14 protein-coding genes are annotated in these 15,733 nt (G+C 60.4%); 9 read left to right on the top strand and 5 right to left on the bottom strand.

Annotation, left to right across the window (positions count from 1 at the left end; all coding sequences use genetic code 11):
* Positions 1–477: 477 nt before the first annotated feature.
* Positions 478–834, top strand: a complete 357-nt coding sequence (locus tag BM70_RS0108170) for a DUF1493 family protein (protein WP_025855551.1) — start codon at positions 478–480, stop codon at positions 832–834.
* 163 nt (positions 835–997) lie between these two features.
* Positions 998–1,861, top strand: coding sequence for a DMT family transporter (locus tag BM70_RS0108165; protein ID WP_256220879.1), 864 nt, complete (start codon positions 998–1,000; stop codon positions 1,859–1,861).
* A 58-nt stretch (positions 1,862–1,919) separates the two neighbouring features.
* Here BM70_RS0108165 and BM70_RS0108160 read toward each other — a convergent pair whose 3' ends face one another.
* On the bottom strand, positions 1,920–3,461 hold the full coding sequence (locus BM70_RS0108160) for a phosphoenolpyruvate carboxykinase (RefSeq protein ID WP_025855549.1): 1,542 nt from the start codon (positions 3,459–3,461) through the stop codon (positions 1,920–1,922).
* A 179-nt stretch (positions 3,462–3,640) separates the two neighbouring features.
* Positions 3,641–4,543 (bottom strand): Hsp33 family molecular chaperone HslO, encoded by a 903-nt coding sequence (hslO, locus tag BM70_RS0108155; RefSeq protein ID WP_025855548.1) that lies wholly within the window; start codon positions 4,541–4,543, stop codon positions 3,641–3,643.
* Between the two features lie 104 nt (positions 4,544–4,647).
* Between hslO and BM70_RS0108150 the strand changes: the two genes are divergently transcribed.
* Complete coding sequence (locus tag BM70_RS0108150) at positions 4,648–5,451, top strand: phosphatase PAP2 family protein (protein ID WP_025855547.1); 804 nt, start codon at positions 4,648–4,650, stop codon at positions 5,449–5,451.
* A 116-nt stretch (positions 5,452–5,567) separates the two neighbouring features.
* On the opposite strand, the gene BM70_RS0108145 is transcribed toward BM70_RS0108150, so the two are convergent.
* On the bottom strand, positions 5,568–5,975 hold the full coding sequence (locus BM70_RS0108145) for an RNA-binding S4 domain-containing protein (protein WP_025855546.1): 408 nt from the start codon (positions 5,973–5,975) through the stop codon (positions 5,568–5,570).
* 116 nt (positions 5,976–6,091) lie between these two features.
* On the opposite strand from BM70_RS0108145, the gene BM70_RS0108140 reads away from it, so the two are divergent.
* The 3 genes from BM70_RS0108140 to rimK are packed head-to-tail and all read left to right on the top strand — an operon-like array spanning position 6,092 to position 8,269.
* Positions 6,092–6,871, top strand: coding sequence for an EAL domain-containing protein (locus BM70_RS0108140; protein WP_025855545.1), 780 nt, complete (start codon positions 6,092–6,094; stop codon positions 6,869–6,871).
* Positions 6,872–6,917: 46 nt separating this feature from the next.
* A complete protein-coding gene (locus BM70_RS0108135) occupies positions 6,918–7,367 on the top strand; it encodes an ATP-dependent zinc protease (RefSeq protein ID WP_177326540.1) in 450 nt (149 codons plus the stop codon).
* Positions 7,364–8,269, top strand: a complete 906-nt coding sequence (gene rimK, locus BM70_RS0108130) for a 30S ribosomal protein S6--L-glutamate ligase (RefSeq protein WP_025855543.1) — start codon at positions 7,364–7,366, stop codon at positions 8,267–8,269. Before BM70_RS0108135 ends, rimK begins: the two co-directional genes overlap by 4 nt.
* 191 nt (positions 8,270–8,460) lie before the next feature.
* Here the strand turns inward: rimK and BM70_RS0108125 are convergent, their stop codons facing one another.
* Both BM70_RS0108125 and ompR read right to left on the bottom strand, forming a co-directional pair.
* A complete protein-coding gene (locus BM70_RS0108125) occupies positions 8,461–9,774 on the bottom strand; it encodes an ATP-binding protein (protein WP_025855542.1) in 1,314 nt (437 codons plus the stop codon).
* A 117-nt stretch (positions 9,775–9,891) separates the two neighbouring features.
* Complete coding sequence (ompR, locus tag BM70_RS0108120) at positions 9,892–10,632, bottom strand: two-component system response regulator OmpR (RefSeq protein ID WP_016979041.1); 741 nt, start codon at positions 10,630–10,632, stop codon at positions 9,892–9,894.
* A 357-nt stretch (positions 10,633–10,989) separates the two neighbouring features.
* On the opposite strand from ompR, the gene BM70_RS0108115 reads away from it, so the two are divergent.
* From BM70_RS0108115 to gshA, 3 genes are all read left to right on the top strand, one after another.
* The gene (locus BM70_RS0108115) at positions 10,990–13,314 is read left to right on the top strand and encodes a Tex family protein (RefSeq protein ID WP_025855541.1); all 2,325 of its coding nucleotides are present in this window, start codon (positions 10,990–10,992) and stop codon (positions 13,312–13,314) included.
* Entirely contained in the window at positions 13,314–13,697 is a 384-nt protein-coding gene (locus tag BM70_RS0108110) for a PaaI family thioesterase (RefSeq protein WP_016979039.1), read from the top strand. The genes BM70_RS0108115 and BM70_RS0108110 overlap by 1 nt, the downstream gene beginning before the upstream one ends.
* A 214-nt stretch (positions 13,698–13,911) precedes the next feature.
* The gene (gene gshA, locus BM70_RS0108105; protein ID WP_025855540.1) at positions 13,912–15,495 is read left to right on the top strand and encodes a glutamate--cysteine ligase; all 1,584 of its coding nucleotides are present in this window, start codon (positions 13,912–13,914) and stop codon (positions 15,493–15,495) included.
* The last annotated feature ends 238 nt before the right edge of the window (positions 15,496–15,733 follow it).

Here is a 15,733-nt window from a genome sequence, read left to right as displayed (position 1 = left end):
CCCGGAAAGCCCTGTAAGAAATCTCCAAGCACAACGACATCCCCTTCCGAAACTGCTTAAAACTCCCGCACACCCCTCTATAAAACTCACCTTTCTCTGACTGAAACTGGCGCCCTTTCAGCAGCCCCGGCAAATACAAGTGAACATCGAAAGGACTCAACATATAGGCCACGGCTCAACAGCTCCAGAGTGGCTGAGACGATGAACGAATACATCGAATGGATTTATCTGCTGCTCCTCATCGCACTGGCCGCCATAATCGACAAGACAATAAAGCTGCCAGTGCTCAGAAGATGGTTCGGACTCTGCCTCTTGGTCACCGGCCCAATACTTCTGTTGTATGCCACCTCATGGATCAGAGGTGCCCAGCTTGGAAGCCTGCCGATAATCGCCTTCGTGACAGGCATCGGGTTATTGAGCACTCAGAATATCTATTGCAAAGTAAAAGCCGATCACCCACTCCTACGTGCCCCCACCATGAACCTCGCTCCCAACTTCCCCGAAGACCCCGTCATGCAGCAACTCCTGCAGCTTTTGCACGAAGAAATCGGCCTGCCAAAACAAAAGACGATCCGCCTGCAAACCTCGATCAACTTCGACCTGGGCTGTGACGGCAGTGAGGCCAAGCAACTGATGGAAGCAGTGGAGCAGGAATTTGCCCTCGACCTGGGTGACTACGACACTTATCGTTACTTCAACCCGCCGGTGTTTGATGTGTTTCTCAAGCGTCGGGCCAAGGGGCGCGGCGAAAAAGTCCCGCTGACCATCGGCATGCTCTACCTGGCGATCAAGACCCACAGCTGGGACACGCAGACGCTGGAAAACCTGAGCTGATCCCAAGAACACCGAGATCAACATGTGGGAGGGGGCTCGCTCCCGAATACGGGGTGTCTGTGCAGGATGTACTGACTGACCCTCCGCTTTCGCGAGCAAGCCCACTCCCACATTGGTCCTGCGCTAACCTGGCGAACTGTGCATAAAACAACAAGGACCTTACATGGACGTAACAATGGGCCTGCTGGCTGCCCTGCTCTGGGGCGGCACGGATTTTCTCGTGGGCCTCAACGCCCGCGCCGTGGGCGTAAAACGCGCGGTGTATTTCGGTCAGGCGCTGGGCTTCCTGATCATGACCCTGCTGCTGGTCATCCTCCCGACCTTCCTGTTCAAAGCCCTCGATGCTGCGCTAAGCGCCTGGCTGCTGGGTATCGCTGCCGCCCTGCTCACCGTCTCCGGCGCCCTGGCCCTGTCCAAGGCCTTCGCCCTGGGCAAAGCCGCCATCGTGGCGCCGCTGGTGACGTCCTACGGCGTGGTGACCACCTTGCTGTCCTGGGCCAGCGGTGAACACATCAGTCTGACGCAACTGGGCTGTATCGCCGTATGCGTCATTGGCGTGATCCTCTCCAGTATCCACAAGGACAACGGCGTCCCCCACGACAACCCGCGCCTGTCCATCGCCTACGCCATGCTCGCCGCCTTGCTGTACGGCACCAGTTTCTGGCTGCAAGGCCGATACACACTGCCGGCGCTGGGGCCGATCACCATGCTCTGGCTGGGCTACCTGGTGGGGCTGTGCGTGCTGATAGTGATGATGCTGAAGGTCAAGGACGGCCTGAAAATCCCACCGCTGAAAAACTGCGCGACGCTGACCGGGGCGAGCTTGATGAACCTGGGCGGGTTCTCGGCGTTTTCGTGGGGGGCAATGGCGGGATCGGTGTCGGTGGTGACGGTGATCAGTACGTTGTCGGGCGGGATTGCGGCGATTCTGGGCTTTGTGTTTTTCAAGGAGCGGTTGTCGGCGGTGCAGGTGCTGGGGGTTGTGCTGGTGCTGGTCGGCGCGGTGGTTCTACATATCGCCGACTAATCTGCCGTGCACAAAAAAGCCGCCTCACAAGAGGCGGCTTTTTCACAACGACTGAATCTTACAACTTAGGACCCGCAGCCTTGATCGCATCGCTCACTTCAAACTTCTTGAAGTTCTCGATGAACAGACCGGCCAGTGCCTTCGCCGCTTCGTCGTAGGCAGCCTTGTCAGCCCAGGTGTTGCGTGGGTTCAACAGGCCGGTTTCAACGCCCGGTACGGCCAGTGGCACGTCGAGGTTGATGGTGTCGAGGTGTTCGGTTTCAGCACCGACCAGCGCGCCACTCTGGATCGCTGCGATCACGCCACGAGTGGTCGGGATGTTGAAGCGTTTGCCGACGCCGTAGCCGCCGCCGGTCCAGCCGGTGTTGACCAGGTAGACCTTGGAGTTGAAGCCGCGGATGCGCTTGATCAGCAGCTCTGCGTATTCGCCAGCCGGACGCGGGAAGAACGGCGCGCCGAAGCAGGTCGAGAAGGTCGACTTGATGCCGCCGCCGGAACCCATTTCAGTCGAGCCCACCAGTGCGGTGTAGCCGGACAGGAAGTGGTAGGCCGCTTGTTCTTCGCTGAGGATCGACACCGGCGGCAGTACGCCGGTCAGGTCGCAGGTCAGGAAGATCACAGCGTTTGGCTCGCCGCCCAGGTTCTTCTCGGAACGCTTGGCAACGTGCTCCAGCGGGTAGGCCGCGCGGCTGTTCTGGGTCAGGCTGACGTTGGTGTAGTCGGCGTGCTTGGCGTCGTCGATCACGACGTTTTCCAGCACCGCGCCGTGCTTGATGGCTTTCCAGATGACCGGCTCGTTCTTCTCGGACAGGTCGATGCACTTGGCATAGCAACCGCCTTCGATGTTGAAGACCACGCCTTCGCCCCAGCCGTGCTCGTCGTCACCAATCAGGTAACGGCTTTCGTCAGCGGACAGGGTGGTTTTGCCGGTGCCCGACAGACCGAAGAACAGGGTCACGTCGCCTGCTTCGCCGATGTTGGCGGCGCAGTGCATCGGCAGCACGTCGGAAGCCGGCAGCAGGTAGTTCTGTACCGAGAACATGGCTTTTTTCATTTCACCGGCATAACGCATGCCAGCGATCAAGACTTTTTTCTGTGCGAAGTTGAGGATCACGCAACCGTCGGAGTTGGTGCCGTCACGCTCTGGCACGCACTCGAAGTTGGCCACGTTGAGCACTTGCCACTCTTCACGACCGGCCGGGTTGTACTGGGCCGGATTGATGAACAGGCAACGACCGAACAGGTTCTGCCAGGCAGTCTGGGTGGTCATTTTCACGGCCAGGTAGTGGTCTTCGGAAGCCCCTACGTGAACGTGGGAAACGAAATGCTCTTGCGCGTTGTTGAATGCTTCTACGCGGCTCCACAGGGCATCGAACTTGTCGGCCGGGAACTTGCGGTTGATCGGACCCCAGGCAATGGAGTCCTGGGTGGAAGGCTCTTCAACGATGAAACGGTCGACTGGCGAACGGCCGGTACGGTGACCGGTTTCGACGACCAGCGCGCCAGTATCGGCAAGCACGCCTTCACCGCGCTGCAGGGCTTCTTTGACCAGATCGTCAACACTCAGATCGGTGTATACGGCGTTATTGGCTTGCGTCATGAGGTTCCCCGTCGGCCTAAGGCCGAGTGCTCCAAACGTTTTGTAGTAGAAAGTTGCGCACTACTACCGCGAAAAAAGTGGGCCGGATTATGCCAGAAAAGCCCAAAAAGAGTAGGGCCCTCCCGTCAGAACAGCGCTAATCCGGCATTTGTCAGGTGATTCACCTGTGCTTAAACGTTTTAGTGGCGGGTGTCGGAAGGGGTGTCGATGCCTGCACCGGCGAACAATTGGGCTACATCGGCCGCATCGAACAGGTAGCGCTGGTTGCAGAACTGGCAATCGATCTCGATATGCCCACCGTGCTCCACCACCAATTCCTGTGCATCTTCCAAGCCCAGGCTGACCAAGGCATTGGCCGAACGCTCGCGGGAGCAACTGCAATGGAAGCGCAGGCCCTGCGCGTCGAACAGGCGCACGGCCTCTTCGTGGTACAGGCGGTGCAGGATGGTTTCGTTGTCCAGGCCTAGCAGCTCTTCAGCCGTCAGGGTACCGGCCAGGGCGGTCAGCTTGCGCCAGCTATCGGTGCGCTCATCGTCGTCCTTGATGCGGTCAGCCGGCAATTGCTGCAACAGCAGGCCACGAGCGCGCTTGCCGTCGGCGTTGAGCCAGAACTTGGTACCCACCTGCTGGGACATCACGAAATAGTTGGTGAAGCAGTCCGACAGCGTTTCGCCGTCCAGATCGACGATGCCCTGGTAGCGCTGGCCTTCAGTCGGGTCGACGGTAATCGCCAGCACGCCGTTGGCCATCAGGTCGGACAGGGTCGCATCCGGGGCAATCTGGTCAGCCTCGTAACGCGCCAGCCCGCGGATTTCACGCTCGCTGGAGCATTCGATCATCAGCATCGGCACCGGCCCCTCGGAGCGCGCCTGCAGGATCAGCAAACCGTCGAACTTCATGGTGCCCACCAGCAGCGCAGCCGCCGCCATCAACTCGCCGAGCAGTTGCGCGACCGGCTCCGGATAGGGGTGCTTGGCGAGGACTTCGGCATAGCTGCGCTCCAGCGAGACCAGTTCGCCGCGGGCGTCGGTCTCGTCGAAGATGAAGCGTTGGGTGAAGTCGGTATCCGGTAGATCAGTCATAGGTCTGGGTATCTGAATTGATGACAAATTGATTACAACGTTTATAGAATTAAACGCTTTGGCACCATTTTGGTGCGGTTTTCTAGAGCCGTGGGGGACAGTTTATGAACAATCCGGGTTTGTTCCAAGCGAAGTGGGACCTCGGGCGATGGGCCTTTTGCAATCTACTCGCTATCGGGCTGCTGTGTTTTTGGCTGTGGCCCACGGGCCAGATGCTGTGTGTGATTTTCGACGAATGGCTGTTTCATCTGCTCAACGATCCCCTCGCGAGCAACTCGACATGGCTACACGTGTGGGCTGTAGCCAGTTTGCGGCCATTTGATGCGGTAGTCGGCGTGATTCTGCTGGCGCTGTTGATCCGGGGAGAATGGGTGTTCAAGGCCGTGCAGGTGCGCCAGGCACTGTTAGGTTTTGTCGGCATTCTGCTGCTGTTGCTGTTTATCCGCATGCTGTTTTCCAAACTCGCGGCGCAGATGGGCTGGCAACACAGCAGCCCATCAATGGTGATCAGCGGGGCGATCCAGATGAGCGACTACTTTCCTGGGCTGGAGAAGACCTGGGAATTGAAGGACCGTTCGAGCCAGAGCTTCCCGGGGGACCATGCTTCGGTCTTGTTGATCTGGGCGATGTTCATGACGGTGTTCGCCAAACGCATCGGCCAGGTGCTGGTGATCTGGGGCCTGGCGCTGCTGTTCATGCTGCCACGCCTGGTGGCGGGCGCCCATTGGGGCCAGGACGATTACATCGGGGGTGTGCTGCTGGCGCTGTTGGCGCTGGGGTGGGGGTACTACACACCGTTTGCGGCGAAGGTGTCGGCTGGGTTGTCGCGGGTGACGGCGCCGGTGTTCGGGCTGGCTGCACGCCTACCAATAGTCGGGCGAATGAGCGTCGTTAGAACTGCGCAATAATTTGTGGTGAGCGAGCCTGCTCGCGCTGGACTGCGGAGCGGCCCAAAAAAAGCGGGAGCGCTGCGCACTCCAGCGCAGGGCAAGCCCGCTCACCACAAAGGCCCATTCGACTCAGGCTAATCGTCATTGCCACTGCCGCGAAACTTGAACAGATCGCGGCGCTGTTTCTTGCTCGGCTTGCCGTCGGTGGTCATGCCTGTGGCGCCCGCCTTGCGCATGGCCGCCGCGTTTTCACGCTTGGCGATGCTGTCCTCGGTCTCTGTGTACAGTGCCTGCGCCTCGGGTGCTCCACGGCGAACGATCGAAAGCGCCTGGACCACAATGGTCTTCTCGTCAAAACCGGCTCGAACCTGAAACTCATCACCGACACGCGGCTCTTTGCCGGGTTTGCAGCGCTCGCCACGGTGATGCACCTTGCCGCTCTCGATCGCGGCCTTCGCCAGGGCACGGGTTTTATAGAAGCGCGCGGCCCACAGCCACTTGTCCAGACGGACCTTTTCTTCCTCTTCCTGCTTTTGAGCCACTTGAATTCCTCGCTCTGAAAAATGTCGCAACTTTACCGTTGAAACCCTTCGACGCATAAACCCCAAGGCTCACCTAAGATACGCCAGGTAGCACCCTGTTTTCGCGAGGATATGCTGTGACCGAATTCCCCCTTTCACTCACCTCGCCCAACCAGCGCTGCGTGGGTTGCCAGCAAAGCGAGCCGCTGGGGTTCGATTTTGCGTTCGCTTACCAGCCTATCGTAGACCTGCGGGACCACTCGATCTTTGCCCACGAAGCCCTGGTGCGCGGCCCGCACGGCGAAGGAGCCCTGTCGGTGCTGGACCAGGTCAACGAAAGCAACCGCTACCGCTTCGACCAACGCTGCCGAACCCAGGCCATTGCCGGGGCGTCAACCTTGGGCATGCAGACCCATCTTTCGATCAACTTCATGCCCAATGCCGTGTACCGCCCGGAACTGTGCATCCGTAGCACCCTGGAGGCGGCTCGCGCGCACAATTTTCCGTTGAACCAGCTGATTTTCGAGACCCTGGAAAGCGAGCATGTAGATAACTATCGCCATTTGACGAATATTCTGCGTGAATACCGCGAATTCGGCTTCAAGACCGCCATCGACGATTTCGGCGCGGGCTATTCGGGGCTGAACCTGCTGGCCGATTTCCAACCTGACCTGATCAAACTCGACATGGCGTTGATCCGCGACGTCGATCAGGATCGTGTCCGTCAAGTGATCGTCCAGGGGATTGTCACAATCTGTGAGCAGTTGGGGGTTACTGTCATCGCCGAAGGCATCGAAAGTGCCGGCGAGCGTGACTTCCTGTCCGACTGCGGAATATTTCTGATGCAGGGCTACTGGTTCGCCAGGCCCGCATTCAAGGCCCTGGCCGAGGTTTCCCCTCAGGCCTGGGCGAATTGATCGGTTATCCATATTGAAGACATTTGACCATTTGACCGTTGTGGGTCTGCGTGAGTGGGTGGCACTTCCCGACTTGGGAGTGGCAGGCCTGCGCGCGAAGATCGACACCGGTGCCAGCACCTCGAGCCTGCACGCCACCGATATCGAACCGTTCGAGCGCGACGGCGAGAAGTGGGTGCGCTTTACCGCTCACCTGGGCAGCGTGGTGCAACTGCGCCACCGTCGCTGCGAAGCGCCCCTGGTGACGATGAAAACCATCAAGAGCTCCAACGGCCATGCGCAGGTGCGCTATGTCATCAGCACCACGCTGGCGATGGGTGATCGGGTATGGCGGGTAGAATTCACCCTGGCCTGTCGCAAGGCCATGCGTTACCGCCTGTTACTGGGCTCCAAGGCTTTGATTGACGGCCAACTGGTGGTCAATCCCGGCATCAAGTACGTTCAAGACAAGCCGGTGTTCCCGGTCTCTACTATTTCTGCCCCAGGTGCTGCATGAAGATTGCTGTGCTGTCGCGAAACCCGCGTCTGTATTCCACCCGCCGCCTGGTTGAGGCCGGCACCGAACGTGGCCACGAAATGGTGGTGATCGACACGTTGCGTGCCTATATGAACATTGCCAGCCACAAGCCGCAGATCCACTACCGGGGCAAGCCGCTGGAGGGGTTTGATGCAGTGATCCCCCGTATCGGTGCCTCCGTGACGTTTTATGGCTGCGCAGTGTTGCGTCAGTTTGAAATGATGGGGGTGTTTCCCCTCAATGAGTCCGTGGCCATCGCCCGTTCACGGGACAAGCTGCGTTCGCTGCAGTTGCTGTCACGCCGGGGCATCGGCCTGCCGGTCACCGGCTTTGCCCACTCCCCCGACGATATCCCCGACCTGATCGACATGGTCAACGGCGCACCGCTGGTGATCAAGGTACTGGAAGGCACCCAGGGTATCGGTGTGGTGCTGTGTGAAACCGCGACCGCGGCGGAGTCAGTGATCGAGGCATTCATGGGCCTCAAGCAGAACATCATGGTGCAGGAATACATCAAGGAAGCCGGCGGTGCGGATATCCGCTGCTTCGTGGTCGGCGACAAGGTGATTGCGGCGATGAAGCGCCAGGCCAAGCCGGGGGAGTTCCGCTCCAACCTGCACCGTGGCGGCAGCGCCAGCCTGATCAAGATCACGCCGGAAGAGCGCATGACCGCGTTGCGAGCGGCCAAGGTGATGGGGTTGGCCGTGGCGGGCGTGGACATCCTGCGATCCAACCATGGGCCGCTGGTGATGGAGGTGAACTCATCGCCGGGCCTGGAAGGGATTGAGACCACCACCGGCAAGGATGTGGCGGGGATCATCATTCAGCATCTGGAGAAGAATGGTGGGCCGAATATGACCCGGACCAAGGGCAAGGGCTGATAAAGCACGGCGTTTGAGACACCTAAGGGCCAATGTGGGGGCGGAGTTGCTGTGGTGGGGGGCTTGTCCCCCGCTGGGGGCACCCCGGTCCGATGGGACTGCTGCGCAGTCTGGCGCGGGGCAAGCCCGCTTACCACAGGAAGTCTGCTCACCACAGGAAGCAAGCTCCCACATTTGGTTAACGGTGTCTGTTAGACCGCGTCTCGGGGTAGCATCAGCCCAAGCGGCAAGCGTACCCGCGCTTCAAGGCCACCCTCTTCGCGATTACGCAACTCAACATTGCCGCCATGCATCGAGGCAATCCGTCGCACAATCGCCAACCCCAGGCCGGTCCCCTTGCCACCCCGGGCACGGTCGCCACGGGTGAAGGGGTTGAAGATACCTTCCAGCTCATCCGGGTCGATGCCCGCGCCGCGGTCCATTACGCTCAGCACCACGTAAGGCGCGGCGCTGTCGCCGGACACATACGCCGCCACTTCCACATCGGAGCCGGCGTGGTGCAGGGCGTTGCCGATCAGGTTGTTCAACAGGCGCTTCATCGACACCCGTCGCAACGCAAACGGCTGGATCGGCTCCAGGCGCATGCGCACCTGTTCGCCGTTCTGGTTGTAAGGCGCCACTACCTCACGCACCAGGTCGGTCAGGTCGACCTCTTCCACCACCTCATCACGGCCGTCGCGGATAAACGCCAGGAACTGATCGAGAATCGCATCCATGTCCTCAATGTCGCGGACCATGTCATCGGTGAGATCGGTGTGGTTGCCCATCAATTCCAGCGACAAACGCAGTCGCGTCAACGGTGTGCGCAGATCATGGGACACCCCCGCCAGCATCAGCTCGCGTTCACGCCCGGCCTGTTCGACGTCCTCCGCCATCTGGTTGAACGCGCCGTACACCTCGGTCATCTCGCTGGGCGTATCGCTGACCGGCAGGCGCACGCTACGGCCCTGACCCAGTTGGCGGGCGGCAAACACAAGCCGTTTGAGTGGTTGGTTGAGTTGGCGCACGAAAATCCACGCCGACGCGGTTGAAAGCAGCCCGATCGCCAGGAACCAGCCCAACACGTTCCAGATTTTTTGCCCGCGCAACGGGTGCGGGTAAAGCGGCACCTTGATCCAGGCATCTCCCAGGCTCGGCGCCCTCACCCACAGCGCAGGCGACACATGCATGCGCAGGCGAACTTCGGTGTCCTCTCCCAGTTCATCGCGCATCTGACGCTGGTAGATCTCACTGTAAGGCCAATGCTGCTCGCCTTCCGGCACTCCGGCGCCCTGGACCCGAATCAACGTCGACGCCTTGGCCACCTTTTCCCGGTTCTCAGGGTCGACCGCCCAGTAGGCACGCAAGGTCAAGGCGACACCATGGGCATATTGTCGGTCCACCAGCACGTCCTCGTTCATCAGTAGATAAACCAGCGTGAGTGCCTTGGAAAACAGAACGACGATCAGCACCAGCCAAAGGGTGCGAGAGAAGAAACTTTGCGGGAACCACAGCGGGGTTTTCATAGACGACAGCTAGCTACCTTGCAGGAACGAACGGCGTTCGCAGAATTGCAGACGCCAGGCATCCCGTCGACCCTCAGGGAGTCAAACACCGGGAGGCCCGCTCCTGCAAATCATCGGTCAACTGGTTTTGTTGCCATCCGGCACAAACACATAACCTACGCCCCACACCGTCTGGATGTACCGCGGCTTGGACGGGTCAGGCTCGATCATGCGGCGCAGACGGGAAATCTGTACGTCGATGGAACGTTCCAGGGCGTCCCATTCCCGGCCACGGGCCAGGTTCATCAGCTTGTCGCGGGTCAGCGGTTGGCGGGCGTTCATCACCAGTGCCTTGAGCACGGCGAATTCGCCGGTGGTCAGCATGTGCACTTCATCGCCACGCTTGAGCTCACGGGTCGCCAGCGACAGTTCGTAGTCGCCAAAGGTGACACTTTCGTCTTCGCTGCCCGGCGCGCCCGGTACCGGTGGTGCCTGGCGACGCAGTACGGCTTTGACCCGTGCCATCAGCTCGTCAGGATTGAACGGCTTGGCCAGGTAGTCATCAGCGCCCAGTTCGAGGCCCTTGATGCGGCTCAGCTCATCGCCCTTGGCGGTGAGCATGATGATTGGAATCTGGTTGTTCGCGCCGCGCAGGCGTTTGCAGGCGGTCAGGCCGTCTTCGCCGGGCAGCATCAGGTCGAGCACGACCAGGTTGAATACTTCACGCCCCAGCAGGCGGTCCATCTGCTCGGTGTTCGGCACCGCGCGGGCACGGTAGCCCTTGGAGTTGAAGAAACGCTCCAGCAGGCTGCTCAGCCCCGGATCGTCGTCAACGATGAGAATTTTTTCGCCTTCAGCAGTTTGTGCAGTGCTGCTCATTAGATGCTCCTCTTATCTCGGCGCGCATTATGGCCTAGCTGCCGTTATACGCACCGTGTGCATTGTTAGCAGATTTTTCCTTTACCGCCAGCGAACCCGCGCCCTGCAACCATCGGCGCAGTAGCCCCCAAAGACAGAACGCTGGTTATAATGCGGCGCCTTTGTGCAGGGCAACGTCAGATCGTTACCGTTTACTGCCGGGCTTTTTTTCACCCGCTTGACGCGATTTTTTCGATTTCGAGGGTCAATAGGCTGCCTCTTGACCCAGGCAGCGGCGCCAGTCGGGCCGCTCAACCAGCCTTCCCAGGCCTTGTTTTTCGGGCCTGAGAGCTGCTTTTCAGAATTTCAGGTGGTTTTATGGACAGCATCAACAGCCGCATCGCCGAGGAACTCGGTGTACGCCCACAACAGGTCGAAGCGGCCGTCGCTCTACTGGATGAAGGCTCCACGGTGCCTTTCATCGCCCGTTACCGTAAAGAAGTGACCGGCAGCCTCGACGACACCCAACTGCGTCACCTGGAAGAACGCCTGCGCTACCTGCGAGAACTCGACGAACGGCGCATCAGCATCCTCGCCAGCATCGAGGAACAGGGCAAGTTGACCCCGCAACTCGAGCGCGACATCAAGCTCGCCGACACCAAGACCCGCCTCGAAGACCTTTACCTGCCGTACAAACAGAAGCGTCGCACCAAGGGCCAGATCGCCCTGGAAGCCGGCCTGGGCGAGCTGGCTGACGGTCTGTTCAACGACCCGTCGCTGACCCCGGAAGCCGAAGCGGCACGCTTCATCGACGCCGAAAAAGGCGTCGCCGACGTCAAGGCGGCCCTCGAAGGCGCCAAGTACATCCTCATGGAGCGCTTCGCCGAAGACGCCAGCCTGCTGGAAAAACTGCGTACCTACCTGAAGCAGGAAGCCACCCTCAGCGCCCGCGTCATCGCCGGCAAAGAGGAAGAAGGCGCCAAGTTCCGCGATTACTTCGAACACGACGAGCCGCTCAAGAGCATGCCGTCCCACCGCGCACTGGCGATTTTCCGTGGTCGCAACGAAGGCATTCTCAGCTCCGCGCTGAAGGTCGGCGACGAGCTGCCGGGCACCATGCACCCGTGCGAAGGCATGATCGGTCAACAATTCGGCATCCAGAATCAGAACCGTCCTGCGGACAAGTGGCTCGGTGAAGTCGTGCGCTGGACCTGGAAGGTCAAGCTCTACACCCACCTGGAAACCGACCTGCTGGGCGAGTTGCGCGACGGCGCCGAAACCGAGGCGATCAACGTGTTCGCCCACAACCTGCACGACCTGCTGCTGGCCGCGCCGGCCGGCCCGCGCGCCACCCTGGGCCTGGACCCAGGCCTGCGTACTGGCTGCAAGGTTGCCGTGGTCGACGCCACCGGCAAGCTGCTGGACCACGCCACGGTGTATCCACATGTGCCGCACAACAAATGGGACCAGACCCTGGCGATTCTTGCCGCCCTGTGCGCCAAGCACTCGGTGGACCTGATCGCCATCGGCAACGGCACCGCCAGCCGTGAGACCGACAAGCTGGCTGCCGAACTGATCAAGAAATACCCAGCCATGAAGATGACCAAGGTCATGGTGTCCGAGGCCGGCGCTTCGGTGTACTCCGCATCGGAACTGGCGTCCAAGGAATTCCCGGACCTCGACGTGTCGATCCGCGGCGCGGTCTCCATCGCCCGTCGCCTGCAGGATCCATTGGCCGAGCTGGTGAAGATCGACCCTAAATCCATCGGCGTCGGCCAGTACCAGCACGACGTGTCGCAGCTGAAACTGGCGCGCGGCCTGGACGCGGTCGTGGAAGATTGCGTAAACGCCGTCGGCGTGGACGTGAACACGGCATCCGTCGCATTGCTGGCGCGCATTTCCGGCCTTAACACCACCCTGGCGCAGAACATCGTCAGCCACCGCGACGAAAACGGCGCATTCAAAACCCGTGCGGCACTGAAAAAAGTCGCACGCCTGGGTGAAAAAACCTTCGAACAGGCCGCCGGCTTCCTGCGCGTGATGAACGGCGACAACCCGCTGGACGCCTCCGCGGTTCACCCGGAAGCCTACCCGCTGGTGCAACGCATCGCCGCCGAGACTGACCGCGACATCCGCTCGCTGATCGGCGACGCCGCGTTCCTCAAGCGCCTGGATCCCAAGAAGTACACCGACGAAACCTTCGGTGTGCCGACCATCACCGACATCCTGCAAGAACTGGAAAAACCTGGCCGCGACCCACGCCCCGAGTTCAAGACCGCCGAGTTCCAGGACGGCGTCGAAGACCTCAAGGACCTGCAACTGGGCATGATCCTCGAAGGCGTGGTCACCAACGTGACCAACTTCGGCGCCTTTGTGGACATTGGCGTGCATCAGGACGGTCTGGTGCATATCTCCGCGCTTTCGGAGAAATTCATCAAGGACCCACGCGAAGCGGTGAAGGCCGGTGATGTGGTCAAGGTCAAGGTCATGGAAGTCGACATCCCGCGCAAACGCGTCGGCCTGTCGATGCGCATGAGCGATACGCCTGGCGAGAAAATCGACGGTGCCCGTGGCGCACGCCCAGGCTCGGCGCCGCGCCAGTCGCAAAACAACGCTCCGCGCAAGGAAACCGCCACGCCAGCACCCAGCAACAACGCGATGGCCTCGCTGTTCGCCAACGCCAAACAGTTGAAGAAACGCTGATGGAGATCCCGGCCGGTTTGACCCAGAGCGCGTTCAGCGAACTGATCGGCTGCCGCCTGCAACGCCTTGAGGAAGGCGTTGCCGAGGTGGCCCTGACCCTGGAGCCGCAGTTGCGCAACCGCGCGGGCAAGCTCCACGGTGGGGCGATTTTCAGCCTGGTGGACATTACGATGGGGCTGGCCTGTTCCAGCTCCCATGGTTTCGACCAGCAGAGCGCGACCATCGAGTGCAAGATCAACTACATCCGCGCCGTGTCTGACGGTGACGTGCTGTGCACCAGCCGGGTGATTCATGCCGGCCGCCGCACGCTGGTGGTCGAGGCGGACGTGTATCAGGACGAACGACTTGTCGCAAAAGCACAGGGCACCTTCGCTGTCCTATAGCTCCCCACCCTCGATTTGAGTTAATTTCGGCGCTGTGACAACAGCGTCGGAATTTTCTTGCCACGCTATAGCCCAATTCATGGAGTGAAGTAGGCTTTTTCAAGGCGGGTCAAATCGACTCAAAACCAGGCGATAACGCCAGTTTCAACTTCACCCTTGTAGACCGTCCTGCCCACCCCCATATTGGGGCGACTGACGCGTGAAGGAATCCAACTTGAGCGAACTTCTCAACCGCCGCCTGGCCCTGCTCGGCAAGCGCGAACACCTCTCCCTGCTAGAGCAGTGCTTGCACGGCATCGAGCGCGAATGCCTGCGTGTCACCGGTGAGGGTCGACTGGCGCAAACGCCGCACCCTGAAGCCCTGGGCGCCGCGTTGACCCACGAACAGATCACCACCGACTATTCGGAATCGCTGCTGGAGTTCATCACTCCGGCCCTGCCCAACCCGGCCGATACCCTGAGCAGCCTGGACAAGATCCACCGCTTTGCCTACACCAAGCTCGGCAGCGAATACCTGTGGAGCCCCTCGATGCCGTGCCCGTTGCCGGCCGAGGAAGATATTCCGATTGCCTACTACGGCACCTCCAATATCGGCCAGCTCAAGTACGTCTACCGCAAAGGCCTGGCCCTGCGCTACGGCAAGACCATGCAGTGCATTGCCGGCATCCACTACAACTTTTCCCTGCCGGAACAGTTGTGGCCGTTGCTCAAGGAGACTGAAGGGTTTGTCGGCACCGACCGCGACTACCAGTCCACCGCCTATATCGCGCTGATCCGCAATTTCCGTCGCTACAGTTGGCTGCTGATGTACCTGTTCGGTGCCTCGCCAGCCCTGGACGCCGGTTTCCTGCGCGGTCGTTCGCACCAGCTGGAAGTCTTGGACGCCGACACCCTGTACCTGCCGTACGCCACCAGCCTGCGCATGAGCGACCTGGGTTACCAGAGCAACGCCCAGGCCGGCCTGACGCCGTGCTACAACGACCTGAGCAGCTACACCGACAGCCTGCGCGAAGCGGTGGCAACGCCCTATGCGCCGTACGTCGAAGTCGGTACGCACAAGGATGGTGAGTGGGTGCAGCTCAACACCAACATCCTGCAGATCGAAAACGAGTACTACTCCAACATTCGCCCCAAACGCGTGACCTACACCGGCGAACGGCCAATTCAGGCGCTGATGGCCCGTGGCATCCAGTACATCGAAGTGCGCTGCCTGGACATCAACCCGTTCCTGCCGATGGGCATCGACCTGCAAGAGTCGCGTTTCCTCGACGCCTTCCTGCTGTACTGCGCGCTGAACGACAGCCCGCTGTTCGCTGACAACGAGTGCGGCAACGCCACCTCGAACTTCCTCAGTGTGGTCAAGGAAGGCCGCCGTCCGGGCCTGCAACTGCAGCGCCGGGGCCAGGCGGTGAACATGAAGGAATGGGCGGCCGAGCTGCTGGAGCAGATTGCACCGCTGGCCGCCTTGCTGGATGAAAGCCACGGAATCAGCGAGCACAGCCAGGCGCTGGACGCTCAGTTGGCCAAGGTCAAGGACCCGTCGCTGACACCCTCGGCCCAGGTACTGGCAGCGATGGCCGAGCGTAAAGAGAGTTTTGCGCAGTTCTCCCTGCACCAGAGCCGGCTGCACGCCGAACACTTCCGCAGGGAGCCGTTGCCGGCCGAAGAACAGGCTCGCTTTGAAGAACTGGCGCGGACGTCGCTGGCCCAACAAGCGGAGCTGGAGCAGAACGAAGTGGGCGATTTTGATGTGTTTGTCGGGTCGTACCAGGCCAGCATCCTAGCCATCAGCAACTAAAGCCTTACGCGGTCCCCTGTGGGAGCTGGCTTGCCTGCGATAGCATCAACTCGGTCTATCTGGAATACCGAGTTGTCTGCATCGCAGGCAAGCCAGCTCCCACAGTTGCTCTCCTCAGCCTGAGGACCGAATTCCACTTTTCTTCTCATAAGCTAATTCGAAAATGTTATTTATTTTCGGATTCTTAGATCATTTAGTCTCCTCACACGCCGACCCTCGGCCGCCTGATTGAGGAGCT

The sequence above is a fragment of the Pseudomonas sp. CHM02 genome (genome assembly GCF_000612585.1).
Taxonomy (GTDB): domain Bacteria; phylum Pseudomonadota; class Gammaproteobacteria; order Pseudomonadales; family Pseudomonadaceae; genus Aquipseudomonas.
Note: the sequence above shows the minus strand (reverse complement) of the source record. Positions and strands in the feature narration are given on the sequence as shown.